The organism is Paenibacillus sp. FSL R10-2778, assembly GCF_038593035.1.
Lineage (GTDB): Bacteria > Bacillota > Bacilli > Paenibacillales > Paenibacillaceae > Paenibacillus_AQ > Paenibacillus_AQ odorifer.
Map to the genome: position 1 here is coordinate 6801548 of NZ_CP151956.1, position 19898 is coordinate 6821445.

At 42.0% G+C, this 19898-nt stretch carries 16 protein-coding genes and 1 pseudogene; 8 read left to right on the forward strand and 9 right to left on the reverse strand.

What is annotated here, in order from left to right:
- Positions 1-95: 95 nt before the first annotated feature.
- Both NST40_RS30450 and NST40_RS30455 read left to right on the forward strand, forming a co-directional pair.
- A complete protein-coding gene (locus NST40_RS30450; RefSeq protein WP_076276298.1) occupies positions 96-677 on the forward strand; it encodes a TetR/AcrR family transcriptional regulator in 582 nt (193 codons plus the stop codon).
- An 81-nt stretch (positions 678-758) separates the two neighbouring features.
- Positions 759-1478 carry a DUF4386 domain-containing protein gene (locus NST40_RS30455; protein WP_076276299.1) on the forward strand — a complete coding sequence of 240 codons (720 nt, stop codon included), beginning with the start codon at positions 759-761 and terminating at the stop codon, positions 1476-1478.
- A gap of 8 nt (positions 1479-1486) precedes the next feature.
- On the opposite strand, the pseudogene NST40_RS30460 reads toward NST40_RS30455, so the two are convergent.
- The 8 genes and pseudogenes from NST40_RS30460 to NST40_RS30495 form a co-directional block, all read right to left on the reverse strand.
- Positions 1487-2072 (reverse strand): annotated as a pseudogene (locus NST40_RS30460) (Crp/Fnr family transcriptional regulator).
- A 14-nt stretch (positions 2073-2086) separates the two neighbouring features.
- On the reverse strand, positions 2087-4513 hold the full coding sequence (gene helD / locus NST40_RS30465; RefSeq protein ID WP_076276300.1) for an RNA polymerase recycling motor HelD: 2427 nt from the start codon (positions 4511-4513) through the stop codon (positions 2087-2089).
- Between the two features lie 569 nt (positions 4514-5082).
- On the reverse strand, positions 5083-6669 hold the full coding sequence (locus tag NST40_RS30470; protein WP_076276301.1) for an ABC transporter substrate-binding protein: 1587 nt from the start codon (positions 6667-6669) through the stop codon (positions 5083-5085).
- 54 nt (positions 6670-6723) lie between these two features.
- Positions 6724-7605 carry a carbohydrate ABC transporter permease gene (locus NST40_RS30475; RefSeq protein WP_076124225.1) on the reverse strand — a complete coding sequence of 294 codons (882 nt, stop codon included), beginning with the start codon at positions 7603-7605 and terminating at the stop codon, positions 6724-6726.
- Between the two features lie 40 nt (positions 7606-7645).
- Positions 7646-8566, reverse strand: coding sequence for an ABC transporter permease subunit (locus NST40_RS30480; RefSeq protein ID WP_076132837.1), 921 nt, complete (start codon positions 8564-8566; stop codon positions 7646-7648).
- Positions 8567-8762: 196 nt separating this feature from the next.
- On the reverse strand, positions 8763-10343 hold the full coding sequence (locus NST40_RS30485; RefSeq protein ID WP_305954098.1) for a response regulator: 1581 nt from the start codon (positions 10341-10343) through the stop codon (positions 8763-8765).
- A gap of 5 nt (positions 10344-10348) precedes the next feature.
- Positions 10349-12085, reverse strand: coding sequence for a histidine kinase (locus NST40_RS30490; RefSeq protein WP_076276302.1), 1737 nt, complete (start codon positions 12083-12085; stop codon positions 10349-10351).
- 100 nt (positions 12086-12185) lie between these two features.
- Entirely contained in the window at positions 12186-12620 is a 435-nt protein-coding gene (locus NST40_RS30495) for an Lrp/AsnC family transcriptional regulator (protein ID WP_076276303.1), read from the reverse strand.
- Between the two features lie 158 nt (positions 12621-12778).
- On the opposite strand from NST40_RS30495, the gene NST40_RS30500 reads away from it, so the two are divergent.
- From NST40_RS30500 to NST40_RS30520, 5 genes are all read left to right on the forward strand, one after another.
- Entirely contained in the window at positions 12779-13243 is a 465-nt protein-coding gene (locus tag NST40_RS30500) for a VOC family protein (protein ID WP_036682343.1), read from the forward strand.
- A gap of 386 nt (positions 13244-13629) precedes the next feature.
- Positions 13630-14217 carry a class I SAM-dependent methyltransferase gene (locus tag NST40_RS30505; protein WP_076276305.1) on the forward strand — a complete coding sequence of 196 codons (588 nt, stop codon included), beginning with the start codon at positions 13630-13632 and terminating at the stop codon, positions 14215-14217.
- A 248-nt stretch (positions 14218-14465) separates the two neighbouring features.
- A complete protein-coding gene (locus NST40_RS30510; protein ID WP_232061486.1) occupies positions 14466-15008 on the forward strand; it encodes a sigma-70 family RNA polymerase sigma factor in 543 nt (180 codons plus the stop codon).
- A complete protein-coding gene (locus NST40_RS30515) occupies positions 15001-16161 on the forward strand; it encodes a DUF4179 domain-containing protein (RefSeq protein ID WP_076276306.1) in 1161 nt (386 codons plus the stop codon). Before NST40_RS30510 ends, NST40_RS30515 begins: the two co-directional genes overlap by 8 nt.
- A 23-nt stretch (positions 16162-16184) precedes the next feature.
- Positions 16185-17090, forward strand: a complete 906-nt coding sequence (locus tag NST40_RS30520; protein ID WP_076276307.1) for a DUF5643 domain-containing protein — start codon at positions 16185-16187, stop codon at positions 17088-17090.
- A gap of 106 nt (positions 17091-17196) precedes the next feature.
- On the opposite strand, the gene NST40_RS30525 is transcribed toward NST40_RS30520, so the two are convergent.
- The gene (locus tag NST40_RS30525) at positions 17197-18414 is read right to left on the reverse strand and encodes a HAMP domain-containing sensor histidine kinase (protein WP_076276308.1); all 1218 of its coding nucleotides are present in this window, start codon (positions 18412-18414) and stop codon (positions 17197-17199) included.
- Between the two features lie 182 nt (positions 18415-18596).
- Here NST40_RS30525 and NST40_RS30530 point away from each other — a divergent pair, with 182 nt between their 5' ends.
- Positions 18597-19748, forward strand: a complete 1152-nt coding sequence (locus NST40_RS30530) for a metallophosphoesterase (RefSeq protein WP_076218855.1) — start codon at positions 18597-18599, stop codon at positions 19746-19748.
- Positions 19749-19898 lie beyond the last annotated feature (150 nt).

Below are 19898 nucleotides of genomic sequence, written 5' to 3' on the forward strand. Positions count from 1 at the left end.
ACTTTGATTTGACAATATAGACGACTAGTTCTAGTATTATAAAATACTGTTCGGTAATAAATCATTGAAATCAAATAAAACGAGGGGTGTTAATAATGGCTCGAACCCGCGAATTTGACGAGGATAAAGCATTAGAATCAGCTATGGAGCTATTTTGGGAGAAGGGATATGAGGCTACTTCATTAAGCGATTTAACTTTCAGAATGGGCATTCAACGCCCCAGTATATACTCAGCTTTTGGAGACAAAAAAGAATTATTCGAAGCTGCGCTACGTAAATACACGATGTCCCATGCTTCCCGTGTCCGAGCCCAACTTCAAAGCAATCCATCCGCGAAAAAAGCCTTTCGTAGTTTTTTTGAAGATGTGGTGGCGGAGGAGTATGCAGGCAGTGTGAACCGAGGATGTTTTTGCATCAATACAATGGTCGAGCTGGCACCTCATGATGAGAAGTTCGAGATTCTTACAAGAGAACACCAAATGTATCTATCGGTTATATTTCAAGAAACTATTGAACGCGGTATACAATCAGGTGAGCTTAAGGGTGGTGTAAATGCGAAGGCCTTGGCACAAGCACTAATCGTATCGCTAATAGGGCTTACTGTACTCTTGAAATCCCGCCCGGAGCGATCCTTTGTTGATAACGCAATAACAGTGATACTTACTTCGCTTGATTAAATTCAGAGTCTTGATTTAAGTCAATGCCCGACATAGTACTCCTAATTACAATGAAATAAAAGTCCTTTAGGAGGCTATCTTATGGCTATCTCAGAAAAAGACCTAACGAATCAGCGTAAGTCCGCTTTAACAGCTGGAATATCACTGATCGTCATGACCCTCGCCTCATTTTTTTCATATGGCTTTGTCCATGGGACTCTTGTTGTGCAAGGCGATGCCAGTGCCACATTTATTAACATCGTATCTTCCAACAACCTTTTCAAAGGGGAAATCTTGGGCTGGATCATCATTATGATTACTGACATTCTGGTCGCCTGGGCGTTTTATGTGTTTCTAGAACCCGTCAACCAAAATCTTTCATTACTCGGCGCATGGCTCCGTCTAACCTATTCCGCTATATTGGCAATCTCTATATTAACCTTGATATTTGTGCTGCTGCTCACGGGAAACACAAATGGCTTTTCCTCATTAACAATCGAACAAACTCAAGCATTTATGATGTTATTTCTGGATGCATTTCAATTCATTTGGTCTATGGGGCTGGTCGTTTTTGGCGCGCATTTGTTAATAGTGGGCTATGTGGCTTTAAAATCCGATGTCATTCCTGAAGTAATCAGCATCTTGCTGCTGCTTGCTTCAATAGGCTATATTATCATTCATCTAAGCAAAATGTTTCTCCCACAATATGAGGCGGTCATTACAACACTTAATTTTATTTTTACTATTCCTATGATTGTAGGAGAACTAGGCTTTGGGATATGGCTACTGCTTAGAGGTGGAAAAATCCCCAAAAGTGTATAACGATTTTGCTATTCATCACCGGAATGAACCCGCTTCTTAATTCTACTTAATGACTCTGGCGTAATCCCCAAATAACTGGCTAATTGATGTTGGGGGACACGGGTAAGTAAATGAGGTCTTTTTTGTAACAAGGCTTTGTAACGTTCTTCAGGATTGGAAGCAATAAAGAAAGTCAACTCATCCTGAACCTCACCCAAGTTTTCCTCTACCATTTTGCGTATCATGGTTTCCAGCTGAGCGTGTTTATGGAGCATATCCTGTTCCGCAATAAGATCACCAACCACCAATATGCTGTCTTCTAGGCAGGTTAAGGTGTACGCTGAGGGTCTACTCTCCTGATGCCGATTAAAAATCGAAACCGCTTGCTCTTCCGTATAAAAATTAGATGTGACTTCTTTGCCCGATTCATCTATCGAGGACTGCCTCACACATCCCTTTAACACAAAAAAAACATTTTGAGGGAACGTCTCCTTGTCTAAGGAGTACCGTTCCCTTCTTGTATTCCTCAATAGGAATACCTTCAACAATATCCTGCTGTTCCACTTCGTTAAGAGATGTAAATTTACTCATAAACTTATACAATATGCTTCTCATTTATCTCTCCAATCTCATTGCACAACCTCATATAAAGATACCTCTAACGGCTGAATAAAGTGTGACCACTCACCTGTTGTGTACAGCAGAAGCCGATGCATCGCACGCGTACAGGCTGTATAAAAAAGCTTGCGTTCGCTTTCCCGATCATACGTCTGTGTGGAAGCATCATAAATCAGTACGGCGTCGAATTCAACCCCTTTTGCGAGATAAGCGGGAATTACTAAAATGCCCTTCTCAAAAGTGAGCGTCTCCTTCGTAATGAGCCGCAGAGCTTCGCATCCTTGTGACTTTAATTCTTCATAGGCCGCACGGCTTTCAACTGCAGTCTTGGTAATCACGGCAATAGAGTCAAGCCCTTCAGCCATCAGCGCCGCGAGATCTTCTTTAATTCTTTTCGCCCGCTCTACATCGCTACTAGCGTTCACTAGGAACGGCTTCTTACCCTCTCTTTCAAAAGGTACGATCTCCTCATTAGGCAGCAACGCCTTCGTAAACTCCACAATCTGACGAGTTGAACGATAACTTCGAATTAGACGGATCAGGCTCGTTTCATCTTCACCATAAAGCCGGATCAAAGGTGAATCCACCTCGTGCAAATTCGTTGCTTGAGGGAAAATCGCTTGGCCGAAATCGCCGAGCACAGTCATGCGCGCGCGGGGAAACAGCTGTTTGAGAAACGCGTATTGAAACGGCGAATAATCCTGGCCTTCATCGATAAACAGATGCCGAACTTCTGTGTTCATACGAGTACCCTCGACAAGTTCTTTTAAATACAGGAATGGAGTGGCATCCTCGCAAAAGAGTTCATCGCGGCTCAGCTTTTCCTTCGTATGCTTACAGATTTCCTGCCACTGAGCAGGCACCTCAGTCTCGTTCGCCATTTGCCGATAACTGGCATCGGCACTAAACAACTGATCGTATAACCCAATCGTATCTATGAACTTAAACCGTTTGACATCGCGTCTCAGCGGTGTAAAGTGCTCCTTCACAATCATGCGGCGCAGCAGTTCTTCTTCCTGCAGACCAAAGTCAAAAACATTCTCTTCCCCTTGATCCTGATTAGGAAAATCCCCATAGTTCTCAAGATACTGAGTCGTAAAATCAAAGACGGCTTCCTCCCGCCGATACTTCTTAAGTATCTCACTGTAGGCTTCGGCATACTGATCGGTATCGAGGTAATCGAGTTCATCTTGAACCCAGAATGCCTCCTGTTCCTGACGCTCCAGCGAAGCCAACTGACGCAGTAGCCATTCACGCAATAAAACGATGCGGTTAGCCAAACGGATGGAGCTATCATAGCTGTAAAATTGCGATTTCATCTGCTCCGCAGTAATCAACTCGCGGTCCCGAAAACGGATACTATGAAACAACATCCCTTCCTTCCCTAACCACAACGCATAGTTTTGCAAAGCATGCAGAAATGCTTCTGAAGCTTTATACTGCATTCCAGTTAGCCGTGCTTCATACTCTGGAGAAGCTTTGGACGTCAGTACATATTCAATCTGCTCGAACGGGTCCTCTAGACGAAGCGTAGATCCAAGCCAATAATCAATATACTCCTGAAAGGTTGTTTGCTGCATATTCTCCTCGCCAAGCTCGGGAAGCACCGTAGATACATAACTATTAAACATCGGATTAGGCGAAAAAAGAACAATCTGATCCGCTTTGAGCCTATCGCGGTGTTTATATAGCAAATAGGCTACCCGTTGCAGCGCTGCGGATGTTTTTCCGCTGCCCGCCGCCCCCTGCACAATGAGCATACGGCTACTATCGTTGCGGATAATAGCGTTCTGTTCCTTCTGAATAGTCGCCACGATGCTCTTCATTTGTGAATCCGCACCCTTACCAAGCACCTGCTGAAGTAATTCATCACCGATCGTTAAGCTCGTATCGAACACGTTCTGAAGCTGACCCTGACGGATCTGGTATTGCCGCTTCAGCATCATCGTTCCTGAGATTTGTCCTCCCGGTGTATCGTAAGTGGCGGGGCCTGGCGAATGGTCATAATACATACTTGCAATAGGTGTCCGCCAGTCATATACCAGAAAGTTTACACCTTCTGCATCGATGAAAGACGCCACCCCGATATAGATTTGCTCACTGGAGTTCAACCCATCTTCTTGAAAGTCCATTCGTCCAAAATAGGGTGACGGCAGCAGCCGTTTCATGTTTTTATAACGCAGCAGCCGTTGGCGGTGGCTACGTTCCCGTTCAGACAACAACGCTTCTTGCTGTTTTATACTGTAAAAGGTCTCCTCGAAATCCTCATGTGTGCTCGTATTGACCGTAACTTCCTCCCAAAACTGCTTGCGGATGTCCGTCACCTGTTCACGTAATCCTGTCACTTCCGGTTCCAGCTCGCCAATCTTTGATTGCAATTCTTCCATGACCGAATCTAGCCGTTTCTGTTCTCCCTGCCAATCTTTTTCGTTTAACATTTTTACTAACACGCTCCTTTTCAAGGTTGTTATCAAGAAGCAAAAATACAAATTTGACAAACTGCCAATCCGCGTGGTATTATTAATGTATAAATAAGATGTAATAAATCTGTCTGAAATACGCAGATTAACAGTGGTCTTCTCATAATATCACGTTATTTCATTGCGCGCAAATTATATATTAAGAAGAACCGGCAGCTCATGCCGGTTCTTCTTTTTTATTCCTTTCTGCAAAGAGTAGCCGTTCTCCCTAAGTATCCATTTCCCTAGCAAAAGGGTTGCTGCCTTTTGTTTCTGGTCTGCCTAACGGACCGAGGTGACTTTATTTACTGATTTTCAGCCTTTAAAGCAGACTTTCGGACTCCAGTGCAGCTATTCTTTATCCTGAGCCTCATTCTAGGCGTGTTTTAGGCTAATAGCGACTGTGGAGTCCGTTAGTATTCCAAAAGTGCGATAAAGCTGCCATTAGGGTCAACTGTGTCCGATAGCGGGTTCAACCGCGGATGACCAATTAAACAGGGAGACCTAACAGCCATTTGATGACTGTTAGGTCTCCCTTATTCCGTAGCTTATTTGTTTGCCAAGAAAGCATCGATTTGAGTTTGCAGTTCGGTTTGGATTTTATCAATGCCCGCGGATTTCAGTTGCTTGTTCAGATCTTCAAGACCTTTGTCGATATCTTTGATTACGCCGTATTCGAGCGGAATCGCATAACGGAGCATTACGTTACCAACGTTGGCAATTTCCGTTTTCACTTTGCTGTTATCGAATACGAAGGTTTCAAGCGCGTAGTGATAGACATTTGCTTCCCAGCCTTTAGCCAGATCGTTTGCTTCTTGCGGGAATGCTTCATTGTCACGGTTAAGTGGCGAGTTGAAGTTCCAGTTAGAGAAGCCAGTATAGTTCGGATTCTTTTCAAGGGCTTTATATTTGTCATCGCCAACCGCTTCGTAATGTACACCGCTAAGGCCGTACATCATCAGGTCGTGCAGTTCTTTATCATTTTGCATCAGATCGAGGAACATCAAGGAACGTTCCACATTTCTGGAAGTAGCGTGGATCGAAGTACCGTTTTGTGTGGAAATCGCCACTGATTTCTTCTTGCCTTGGTTGATGTCAGCCAATGCTACTTCATAAGGGGAATTCTCTTGGCGCATCAAAGCCATAAGTGCTCCAAGTGTTCCGTTGTTGTGCGTAATCGATGCTGTTTTGCCTGCTTTAAAATCGGCCTGATGATCATTTTTACTGTTTAGAACGTTTTTCGACCATGCATTGTTATCAGCGAGATCTTTGTAATATACGAGTAGATCTTTAAACTCTTGCGTTTCATATACGTTAAATACTTGCCCTTTTTCATCCGTCAATTTGAAAGCAAACGGAAGGTCGAGATCAAACATATTCCATTCGTTTTGTTGCTTCAGCAATACACGGTCCAAATTATGATATTTCCAGTCTCCTGTTTCCGGGGTGAACGGTGTAATTCCTTTTTCGTTTTGTGCTATGGTTTTCAAGTAAGTGGCATACGCTTCTGGGCTGTTGATCTCCGGAAGATTGTATTTCTTACGCAAATCCTCGCGGTACAAAATCAGTTTTTCAACGGATTCCCCTCTGTTTTGCGGAACCATATACAGTTTGCCGTTTACCTTAGCTTGATCCCAGCTCACATCAGACATAGCTGCTAAAGTCTGCGGCATATATTGGGTAAGCAGCTCATCGGTCAATTCCAGGAATCCGCCTTTCAGCGCCTGGTCATTGTAACCAGCCCAGTTTGCCGAATAGATGAGGTCAAAATCCTCATTAGCTGCCAGCTTCAGCGGATATTTTTGCGCCCAGTCCGACCAATCCAGGAACTCGCCCTCTACAGTAGCATTGATTTTTTCTTTCAGCTTTTTATTAATCTCAGCAAAAACGCTATCATAGTCTATCGGTTTAGGGCCAACAAAAATCATTTTCAGCTTCACTTCTTTAGAGGTATCAAGGGTGTCTGAGGTAGTTGCAGGTTCTGAGGTGTTCGTAGTGTCGCTTCCTCCCTCTGACGCATTATTTGTAGCCTGTGCAGACGTATTAGCATTGTTATTGCCACCACCACATGCACTTAGAATCATTACGAAGGTTAAAACGAGCGCTAGCATCATCAATCTATTTCTCTTCAGCATCTCAAGCCTTCCCCCTTGTGTTTAATTATATTGATAAACCGAGTTTCCCCGGGTTCATCCTTTCACAGCACCAATCGTCAAACCTTGGACAAAATACCTCTGCACGAATGGATAAGCCAGCAAAATCGGGCCAGTGGCCACAACTGTCATCGCCATTTTCAAGCTCTCGGTTGGGATCGATGTCGTTACGACTGCCCCTGCACCCATCATCGCTTTGCGCATGCCATCCATATTGCCTAGCATTTTATACAAATAATATTGGAGCGGCATCAAGTTTTCATTCGATACAAACAGCAATGCATTGTACCAGTCATTCCAGTAGGCCAGCGCTAGAAACAAGCCAATGGTAGCTAACGCCGGCTTGGACAGCGGCAGGATTAGACGAGCATAGATCTTAAAGTCTCCTGCGCCGTCAATTTTTGCTGATTCTACAATCGCTTCCGGAATGCTGCCCATAAAAGACTTCATAACAATGATATAAAAGACATTGAGCATCATCGGAACCACTAAGGCCATCAGCGTATCCTTCATATGAAGGTAGTTGACCATAAGCAGATACCACGGAACCAAACCGCCGCTAAACAAAGTCGTAAAGAAAAAGAAAAATGAAAATTTATTGCGCCACTTAAAATCTTTTCGGGATAGCGCATAAGCAGTCATCGAAGTCAGAAACAAGCCAAGCACCGTGCCGAGTATAGTAACTCCTATTGTCACTATATAGGCTTGAATCATCTGTTCGGGATACTTAAACAAAATGCTGTAGGCCTCAGTTGAGAAGGCAGTCGGTATAAATTGATAACCATCCGTTAGGATTTTGGATTCTTCCGTAAAGGATGAAGATACGACAAGTATAAAAGGAAAAATACATAAAACTGAGAGAAAAATCAGGGATACATAACCAATACCTGAAAATATTTTACGATCAAGCTGCTTCATATCGTTACCTCCATTATGAAAGACTTAACTCCTGATACGATTAGAACAGAGCGCGGTCTTTGTCGTATTTACGGACAGCATAGTTCACTGACATGATCGTCGCGAAGCCAAGAACGGACTGGAAAACACCAGCTGCAGCTGACATGCCGATATCATTCGAAGTAATCAGTGACCTAAATACGAAAGTGTCGATAACGTCTGTCGAGGAGAACAACAAGCCGTTGTTGCCGATCATGTTATAGAACATCCCGAAATCACCACGGAAAATGTTCCCTACTGCCAGCAGCACCAGAATAATAATCGTTGGATACAAATTCGGAATGGTTACTTTCATAATTCGCTGAAAAATATTAGCCCCATCGATTTCGGCTGCTTCATACATTTCTGTATCTATCCCCGTAATCGCGGCCAAGTACATCACCGTTCCGTATCCAAGACTTTTCCAGGCAGAAACGAGAACCAGAATATACGGCCAATAGGAAGGTGTATTATAAATATCGACAGGCTGGAGTCCGATACCTCTGAGCAAAGCATTCACGGTGCCAATATCATAATTGAGCAGGTTATAAGCAATCGCTCCGACAACGACCCATGAGATAAAGTAAGGCAGGAACAACGCCGATTGTGTGATTTTGCGGAACCATTTACCACCGACCTCAAACAACATAATCGCTGCAAAAATTTGCAAACTGTTATTGACGACGATAAACGCAATGTTATATAGTGCTGTATTTCGTGTTACCCGCCAAGCATCACCTGATTCAAAGAAAAAGCGGAAGTTGTCGAGCCCGTTCCAGGCACTTCCAAAAATACCGCCCGCATAATCGTAATGCTTGAAGGCAATAATAATGCCCGCCATCGGGACATAGGCAAACAGAAGGAAAAAAGCAACCGCCGGAGCCAGCATCAGCAAGAGAACCCTATAATTCTTTAAATCGCTCCAAAATGTATGCCCTTTCATCTTTGCACCCCTCTCTTCTCTATATCTCTTATTATAAAAGGGCGAAGGCGCTTAGATAATTCAGCGAAACAACTAAACATAATACTAATTCAACGATTCGACAAAAAAAGGTTAGCCGGCAGACCAAAAACACCCGGCAGCGATTCTCCAATAAACGAAAAATCATCGCCGGGTTTTCATTTTCACCGCTTTTTTGTTAGATTTTATTTTTCTTCCGGTACTCTCCGGGCGACATGCCCATGCATTGCTTGAACTGTCTGTTGAAATAAATAATATTTTTATATCCGGCTTGTTCCGCAATCTCATACACTTTCTTAGTCGGATCTTCGAGCAGCTCACATACCCGTTTCATCCGTAATTCACTTAAAAAATCGCTGAATAAACTGTTGGTTTCAACCTTGAATAAATGACCGAGATAGTTAGGCGTAAAATCGAAATGGGCGGCCACTTCGTTCAGCGTTATTTTTTGATCTAATCTTTCTTTCACATATTCCGTGATTTCATCAATTAACTTCCGCTTTTGCCTTTGCCGTTTCAAATAAAGCAGCTCCGACAACTCAAAAAATCTTCTTCTCAGCCAAGAGAGAATATCATGCACCGTTTCAAACTGAAACAACACAAAGGGATGATGTGAATCCCAATTCAAAATCTCGTATAGATGCTCGTTCATTTGCTGCAGATCGGCATGAAGCTTGGAGGTAATTCGAATAATGATATCGTAGATGTCATTTTTCTGGGAGAGCGGACTGTCCCCGGCAAACAGCTGCAGCAAACAATCATCAATGGTGGTAAGGTCGTAATCAAGCATCGCTTTAAGCATCCGGTCCACTATAACCTCTAAATCTGAGGCGATCTTTTCCTTCGGGCTCCATTCCGAGGCATCTTGGATGATTCTATTTTTCCCAACAATCCATTTAATACTTAAAGCAGCCTGAGCCTGCCGATAGGAATCATGCAGCTTACCCAGTTCTGTTGTGTACATCCCTCTTCCAATCGTAATTGAACAGGAAAACTCCTGATAGAATGACCGAATGAGCTCTTCCATCAAAGCGGTAAAATATTGTTCCTGAACCGCAGCAAGGATCACAAAATGATAGTCATAGGTTGTGATGACCATGCCTAAATTTTGATCTTGCGCGAACTTCCGGATAAAATGATTGGCTGTGCTGCTCCATAAACTCCGCTCTTCTTCCGTCCAAGTTTGGATTTTCCGTGCCATATCGTCAATCTCGACGATGGCAACCGCCGACGCGCCTTGTAAGTAAGACGTAAGAACGTTGTGAATATGCGTCTCCACCTGCCCCGGGGCAGTCTCATTAAACCAGCGCAGCAGCAGCTCCTGATTCACAAGCGTCAGTGTTTCCGATAAGGAAATATGCTGCTTCCTCTCCTTCTCAATCTTGGCGCAGAGTTCAGTCAGTGTCTTATTTAACTCTTCATCATCGACGGGTTTAAGCAAATAACCGGAGGCATTTAATTGAATGGCCTCTTTGGCATAGTTGAAATCCTGATGTCCGCTAATAAAAAGCAGATGGACCTCAGGGTTAATCTCCTTCGCTTTCCGGGCAAATTCCACGCCCGACATAATCGGCATGCGGATATCGGAGAGAATGATGTCAATGCGGTGCTGCTCCATCATTTTTAAAGCGGAAAAACCGCTAGTTGCCGTTCTCACGCTATGCAAAGGCAAATGATCACTGCCCGCCACCCGCCGTCTCAGCCATTCCAAATCGATCACTTCATCATCCACCAGCAGAACGTTGATCTCCATCGCCATACTATTTACTCCCCCATAACTTCCCGGATTTCCGCATTATCCACCGGTAAGATAATTTGAACGGTCGTTCCTGCCCCAAAGTAACTGCCGATATGAATACCGAAATCATGGCCGTATCTCAGCTTGATTCGTTCCTCCACGTTTCTCAGTCCATAGCTGCTCGAATGGAATGAGCTCGAACGCATATTTCGCAGTGTCTCCGCCCGCATACCAATTCCGTTATCGATGACCTTGAGCTCGATGCGTTCACCCAGCCGTTTTCCGGTAATCCGGATCGCAATCGTCTCCCCAAACCAAGCATGCTTGAATATATTTTCTACAAATGGCTGCAAAATCAGCTTGATGATGGGAACCTGTAAAATATCAGGATCAATATCATAATAAACCTCAAACGCATCGGCATACTTTACCCTCTGAATTTCAAGGTACATCCTTACCTGCTCCAGCTCTTTTTCAAGAGAGATATAGACATGTCCTTCATTCAAGGTGAGGCGATAGAATTTAGAAAGACCTTGTACCATCTGTGTAACCTTCTCAACTTCGCCCAAATTGGCCAAGCTGCCAATGGTCGACAATGTATTGTACAAAAAATGCGGACTGATCTGAGCTTGAAGCACATCCAGTTCTGCTTGCTTTTTCTGAATCCCTTGCTCATAGACGTTCTGGATCAGGTCCTGGATACTAGTCGCCATCTGATTAAAACTATTAGCAATGTAGACAAATTCATCATTCCCGGCAAACCCAATTCTTTTATAAAAATTCCCTTCCTGAAAGGACCGGACCAAATATACGATCCGTTTAATTTTTTTGCCTGATATGCGGGCAACGAGGAAGCCGATCACCGCCATGACTAAAAAGCTGATCAGACAAACGGTGGTGATCACCTTCTGCATTCGGCTAGCATCTTTATTCAAGTAGGCATGCGGCACCCGTACCTCGATAGCATAGTCAGACAACGGAATATCTTCACTAATGATCAGATAAGCATCTTGCTTCGCATGTTGATCGACAATACCTTGTTCATAAAGCGTTAATCCACTAACCCGATCCACTAGACGAAGGTCTATACCCTGTTCAATCGGAAAGGTATCGAAATTGCCAAAAAGCTCGTCAATTCTCGCCGTGACGCGAATATAACCAATAATCGATGGGCCTCCCGTAGAAGAAACCAGCTTGCGGAAATACGAAATATTGCTTAGTTCACTGTCGCTGTCCGCCTGAAGCCACAAGCTGTCTTTGTTATTGGCAACAATCGACTTGAACCATTCCTTATCTTCAATAACCTGATCAGAAAGAATATAATAATCGCTTCTACCGATAGGTACAGACATATCATCACCGGGGATTTCAAGCATCGTCTCATTCGCGGTATAGAGCACAAGTCTCAAATTGTTCCCATACAATTGCAGAGGGGCTTTCATATAAGGAACGATATCATCCCTCATTTTGAGCATGTTTTCCAATGCATCTCCCCTAAACTGCAGAGCATTCTGAAAATTCGTATTGAGAAACAGCGAGTTAGTCATTCGTTTGATTTCATCTGTCTGATATTCGATATTGTTCCTCGTCTGCTTCAAAGCTGTCCGGACATTCGTTTCCGCCATTTCCGTTCTGGACTCTACGAGCATCGTATAAGCTATATAACCCACCAATACATCTGTCAGCAATACTAGAATGAGGTACGGTATCATCATCTTATAGGTGAACGGAATATACTTTTTACTGAATAAAAACCTCTCCATACCCATGCTCCCTTGTATCCGAGTTAATGCTAACGTTGTTTTCATCCATTCTACAACGGAATGAAAGCGGTTACTAGATATTGTATTTGGAAAATGGGCTTTAGAGCAACACCCTGTTTTCCAATATATTTTTTAGACTGATATGAGATTTTGAAGGTCCAAACTTTATAAGGTTGTCTTGGAATTCAGCTAACTCCTCAATCGACGCGGTTTGCACCTTTATGAGGTAATTATATTCTCCGCTAATCCGATATAAATCGGTAACTTCCATAGCATATTTGCAAAAATCCGTAATCTCTTGGCAATGTTCTGTTTTTAATAGAATAAACGTAGTTGTGCCCCGATCCAGATCTCGTAGATTAAAAGCTGTATGATACCCAGAAATGATATTCCTTTCCTCCAACTTGATCATTCGTTCTTTAACAGAGGGTTGTGACATCGAAACCTCTTTACTGATTTGTGAAATGGACATTCGGGCATTGTACTGAAGTAATTGCATAATCTTTTTATCAATCTCATCCACAAGTTGTTCCATAGCAAGCGCCTCCTAAACCCATTTTATAAAATAAACTTATTCCACTAAAATACCTTAAATTTAATAACCATATTACTACAAAACACTTATCTTATATATATATCTCATATTTTAATACAACTATAATAAGTATATATTAAAGTTGGGAGCGATTATAAATGAGTGTAAAAGGCCTTGCACATGTAGCGATTCAAGCTAAAGACTATAAAGCAACTATTTCATTCTATATTGACGTTTTAGGATTCAAGCTAGGTCATCATTGGAGTCTGCCATCCTTTCAGATCAAAGAAGCCTCCATGCTGATTTCGCCTGACCGCAGAACCTGTATTGAGATTTTTGATAATGATGCAGTCATCGCCGCTCAAGGAAAAAAAGCCTTGTCTGATGAAGATATAGCGCACGGAGCGTTATTACACCTTGCCTTCTATGTAGATAATGTAGAGGAGATGTATCAAAAAGCCCTTGCACATGGGGCAAAGGCTTTTATAGCACCGGACTCTCTGTCTCTGGGCGAACCGCCTCTTCTAATAAAAAACGCGATCATTCATAGTCCCAATGGAGAAGTTATTGAATTTCTTGAAGAGGTTGATTTTGATATGTCCAGCAAAGTTCATGTAGAATAAACGCTAGGGAGGGTTATAAATTATAAAACATACCATTCTCAGTAAAAAGTCGCTTTTCCTCTTAATTTTTTTGATATTTCTTATAGGAACCTACTTTTTATTCTTTGGACTTCCGTGGAAGTCTCGGGCTTTAAAAAAGCAATTTGAAGTCTATTTAGAAGATAAATATCAACTCGATTTCCAGCTGGGTAAGATGGACTTTGATTTTATACATCGCACTTATCTTTCTTATGCCCATCCAGCAAATGATCCCACTCTGATTTTTTATGTAGGTCAAGATATTGAAAGCAAGGAAATTCAGGATCTTTATCCATATGAAGTTAATAAACGAAATGCTGGGAGAAAGTAAGAGAATTTGAAGCCAACTTCTAGCAGATGAAGAAGGAATGGTAGTATTGATCGTGATTCAAGCCATCGCTTGGCTCATCGCCTTCGCAGCCTTGTTATCCATGGTGTCGATTGTGCTGGTGAGCTGGAGAAACGGGATATCGCCGATGCCTACGTCAAAATCTGTACGCTCGGCTGTTGCCGTTGAGGTGAATCGGATTCCGGGATATAGCAGCATTGTGGAGGCGGGATCGGGTTGGGGAACACTTGGCATGGATGTTATTCGCCAATGTCCAGGCAAAAGGCTGACAGGCATTGAAAATTCCAGTATTCCCTTGTGGACATCCCAGCTGCTTGCTAGGTTCGGCACACGTATGCTGCGAGCAGACGAAAGCCAGAATCTGCTCCGCGGAAGGCTTCGTTATGTACGTGGGGATATTTATAGCAGCTCTTACGAGCATGCGGATATTGTTCTTTGTTACTTATTTCCCGGAGCGATGAAACGGCTGGGGGACAAGTTCAAGCGTGAGCTACTGCCGGGCGCGGTGGTCATTAGCATTTGTTTTGCCCTTCCAGGCATGCAGCCTGTCCGTACCATAACATGCACGGACACACTGCGTACCAAGGTATATGTATACACTTTTTAATTCAGGATTACCCCACTACTTCTCTTCTGATAAGGTGGTAATTCCTGAATTTATTTCAGTTTATCCACTTGAAGTCCCCCCCTTTCTATTAACCTCTCCATCTTTGCCAAAAACAATGAATTGCACGGACTTTATACTACTACCGAGGTAAGTGATTTGTGCAGGAGAATGAATTTTATCCTAAATATAACTTTTTGGATGTCTTCTCCATCTAATTATACAGAGGGCCCTCAAGGAGGAAAAATCATTTGCTGGAAAACGAACTGGATATCAAAAAAGCGCAGAAAGGCGACCACGAGGCGTTTACCCGTCTTTTCAGGCAACTGGAATCCCAGTTGTACAGATTAGCCAAAACCATTCTGCTAAAAGATGAAGATTGCGCGGATGCTCTTCAGGAAACAACACTGAAGGTGTATAAAGGGTTGGCCAACCTTAAACAGCCTAAGTTTTTTAAAACCTGGGTTATACGCATCCTGATTAATGAATGCAATCAGTTACTTCGTATGCGAGAACGAACTATAGCTGTGGCGGAAATTCCCGAGGAACCGGTCGTTTCCTATGTGCATTTTGAAGATTCAGGCAACGTAGACCTGCAAAGCTTCATTAATCAGTTGGACGAATCCCTGCGGCTTGCTATCGTGCTTTTTTATTATGACGATTTATCCATTAAGCAGATTGCAGATGTGCTCGACATCTCCGAGGGAGCGGTCAGGGCACGACTTCATCGCGCACGGAGATTGTTGTCCAAACAGATACATCCTGTGCGGGAGGAGGGTCTTGCTAATGAATAATAACAATTTAGAAAAGCAGATCAGGGAGCTAGGGAAAGCTAATATACAGGAGCTTCCTCCTTTACTACGATCACGGCAGGATTCGATTTATGCATCGCTGGCCACCATTGTCCAGGATCCTGTGGAAAAGGAAAAGAAAAAGCGGATATATCCAAAAATCACAGCTGCTGTGACTGCGGCGATATTGTTAAGTGTTATGCTAACGGCTATCTATCCGCCTACGTTGGCCAATGCGCTCAAGCAGCTTCCCTTGATAGGCGGTATTTTTGAACGGGCAGATGATATAGGGTTACAAGCGGCCCAGCGTCTGGGACTGACTTCCCGTCTAAACAGCAGTGATACCCATGAAGGGATCACCTTGTCTGCCGAAGAGGCTGTATTTGATGGCAGCCGGTTGGCATTCTCGGTGAAGCGTGAGGGAGAAAAACTGGAAGGTAAGCTAGCCGGAGTAACGATTGGAGCGGATGGGAAGCCTTTTTTAGCGAAAGGTGCAATAACCTCTGCAGAAGTATTGATCGACGGCGCTTCCCTGGAGCAATTTTCTGATGGTCTCTGGAAAGCTATGCCGTTTCTAAGCTGGATAGAAGGTGCGGAAAGCAACACAGCTATTTTTAGACTAGTGGATTCCTCGAATTCCGGAATCTCCAACAAACCTTTTCCTGATCGATTTGTATTGACCGTAACTCTTGGCTTAAACGGTATGGATGAACCGTTTGTTCTCCAAATTCCTGCGCGGAAGGCTACGATTAATAAAATTTCTACACCTGATATACGCGCACAAGTTGGAGGATGGAGTTTGATCCTGAAAAAGCTGGAATATAGTCCATTAACGACACGCCTGTCGCTCATGCTGGAACAGGATACAAACGAAGACCATGCAGCATTGAGTTTAGTGGGCTTTGAAGTAAAGGATCAACAAGGACAGGTGCTGAAAGATATTTCACAGAAAGTCCTCTCGACTTCCAATAGGTCACTTAATGTCGATTTGCTTACTGAGCCATTTGAGAAACACCCTAATATGCTCACAATCCGTGGCTATCTTTATGAGTTTGAGAACCCACAAAGTAAGAATGGAGCATTTAAAACAGACAGTTCTGGAAACCCAGTGAAGCATTATATTGACGGTCTAGAGATAAACGTGCTAGTTAAATAAAAATTAAGGAGCTTGATAATATCATGAAAAAAATGACTAAGAAGATGTCTGTAATTTTAAGTGCTGCTGTATGCCTAGGAGCGTTGGGAATGCCAGCTTTAACCCAAGCATCCAGTGCTCAACCCGCTGTTGAAGCTTCCCTGAATACAACAAAAATGGCCGATTCACACGATCAGCTTACTTTAAAGGGCAGTGCGCAGTTTGATGGTAACTATATTAAGATCGACCTGAGCCGTGAGGGATCGTTATTTTCAGGAATGCTCGCAGGAGTAACTTTAAATGATAAAGGTGAGCCCTATCTTGCAGAAGGTACTATTGTGGGAATAGACGCCAAGCTCACTCAACCAGGAGGCATGGATTTAAAAACACCTCGCTGGATCAGTGACGGTGATGCCAACAAGGCGGTTGTTGTATTGCAGACCGGATGGCTAACTGAGCAACAAAAGGCAAACCTGGCTTCCTCTGAATTGAGTATCCATGTGAAGCTTAACGGAATCGATGAACCGTATGTACTTAAATTTTCTCTCAAGCAAGCAGCATTAGTGCGTAACATTCAGCTGCCTGCTATAAAGAAAGACAACCAATTTGAAATCAAAACCACCCGTGTTGCTGCGGGAGAGACTTCTGTGCGTATCGCTTTAGCGATTAAGGGGGTTGCCACCCAAGCGCAGGCTTTAGGATATGACATTTATGATAATCTGGGAAATGAATTAGAATTTATTGCAAGGGATTCTGTTGCAGCAACTCAAAATACGGTTTCTGAAGATTTATTGTTCGAAGCACCTAGCTCAGCGGCAGAATATCTGATTATCAGACCGTATCAAGCCGTATTTGAAAAAGGCAACACCGGGGCTTATAAAGTAGATGCCAAAGGCAATGTAGTTAAAAATTATAACAAGCAACTGGAGATCAAAATCCCTCTAAAATAATCGTTAGCGCAGCAAACATAAACATATTTATCTAGGAAAAGGGGATTACCTCTCCGGCCGAAGGCTTGAGGTAATCCCCTTCTTTCAACGGAAAGAATGTTCCGTTTTACTGGTCATTTATAGATAAAAAGCGGATAGTAGCTGTTGTCCCCTTACCTTCAGAACTACTATAGTAAATTTCCCCGCCGTACTTTTCTACGATATTAAAGCAAATCATTAATCCTAAACCTGTTCCATTACTTTTTAATGAATAAAAAGGAGTCCCTAGCGACTTAACCTCAGCTTCCGACATCCCGCTTCCTTCATCGATGATTGTTATCTCAATAAAATTATTGTTCCTATTCGCCATAATAGAGACAGATCTACCAACATCCGAAGCCTCTAAAGCATTTTTTATTATATTAATAAGCAGCTGCTTAAATTCAATTTTATTAATAGAGATCTTGCAGTCTTCTTCTACATAGGTAACAATTTGATTATCAGATAACATTGCGTAGGAATGGAGCAATCCTGTGACACTCTCAATAACATCCTTCACATCTACTTTTTCTAGTTTTTGTTCTCCATTTGGCTTTGAAAGGGTTAGAAATTGCGAGATAATCTGTTCTACTGTGTTCAATTCATCAATCATTAATTTAAATTTTCTTTTCATAGGATCATCAAATGAAGGATCCTCATCAAAAAACTGTAAAAAACCTCTAACCACTGTCACTGGATTTCTAATTTCATGCGCAACGGCAGCTGTCAATTGTCCAACCATCTTTAAGCGCTCAGATTGCTGTAATTGTTCATAATAAAGCTGCTGTTTTTTCATCCGTTTAAATGATATTTGAAAAATGAAAAATAATAACACTTGAACCGCTATTATATTAATGAAATTCCCTAGAATATCATAATGTAAATATGTATATAGATCCCCTCTATCAATCAAGAGGATATAGCCAAATGTAATTACCATCAGTATTCCATTTATAATGAAGGAAAAATAGAACAATTTTAAATCAAAAAATAGAATAGAGAGTGCAGGAATAAGACAAATGAGGATATAGGTAGTCCAAGTTTGAGGATATAAAAAGAATAGCGTATAAAAATACGCAAATCCAAATAGAATGATAATCTTTCTAAAAGTATGTGTCTCATGCTTAGGGTAAATCCATAAACAAACCGTTAGAAACGCCACACATAAAAAATGAATGATATAACCAAAATCAATTCCATCTAACTCTAGAGTAGATAGTATTAATCCAGACATCATAAGAACGATGATCATTAACATTAATATGTAATAGGTTTTTCGATTCACCCGACTGTAGAACTCTCTCATGAATTCACCACTTTTAAATTGATTGTCGAAATAAGAATTATATCAGCTGAAATAGTAATAAACAATAACTGAAAAAAACTGTAAACTCAATACCCCATTTAATTTCTGAAACTAGTAATTATTGCTATAATTATTGTATTCACTTTAGTTCTGATATCTAAAGCATTAGGATGGTGTACCCTATGGTATTTGCATTTTTATTTATATTCGCTATGTACGCGGCAACTAACTATTACATTGCGAGAAAGATTTTTAAATGGTTACAACATATATTTTCACATATAAACGGGATCATATATGGAGTCATCTACAGCTTATGTGCGTTAACCATCATTATTAATTTACTATTGTCTTCTTCAGCTATGACGACCGATTCAAATATTGTTAATTTTATTGGTCAATTCGGGGACTATTGGATGGGTATCTACTTCTATTTGTTCTTGCTTTTGATCCTTTCAGATGTAATCTTACTAATTAGTAAATGGATCAAGGTCCTCCCTTCTCCTATACCAGCACGTGTTATTTTTCATACAAGGTCCATAGTATTAATTCTAGTCATAGGATTGGTGTCCTATGGGATTTATAATGCAAATCATTTAAAAGAAGTCACCTATCCGCTCCAAATACATAAAAACACTTCATTAGATCAGTTAAATATCGTCCTGATCAGCGACTTACATTTAGGCTACGTAAATGATGTAAAGTTTATTGAAGACGTTGTTGATCGTATTAATGGACTACAGCCGGATATGGTGTTGATGACAGGAGATATATTTAATGGTAACTACTATGCGCTCTCTAACCCTTCCAAAGGAATAGAGTTATTAAGTACTATTCAGTCAACCTATGGAGTTTATGCTTGTTTAGGTAACCATGATGCAGGACGCTCATACGATGAGATCGTGAACTTTATAGATAAGAGTAATATCAAACTTCTAAATGATGAGCATGTCGTTATTGATAATCAATTCGTTGTTGTTGGCAGAAGGGATTCATCACCGATTGGTAATCAAGGGAACCCCAGAGCAATGACTTCAGAAGTGATGAGTGACATTGATACAAATATGCCCGTTATCGTAATGGATCATCAACCAACCAATAGGATTGAATACGCAGATGACGTTGATTTGATACTTAGCGGACATACGCATCAAGGACAAGTATTCCCTGCAAATCTGATCACCAATGCTATGTTTACAGTAGATTATGGCCACTATCAGAAGAATCCTAACAGCCCTCACGTCATCGTTACATCTGGTGCAGGGACTTGGGGACCGCCATTACGAATTGGCACGAATAGTGAGATAGCACAAATCAAAGTTGATTTTAAATAGAGGATAATTTTAGACTGATTAAAAAACATGGAAGAATATCCCGATAGCATACATAAGTTCGAAAAAGAGCATCGACCTCATTAATGAGAAAATCCACCACCGTATACGGTGGTGGATTTCTATGTCTGCCTATCCAACTGTAATATCACC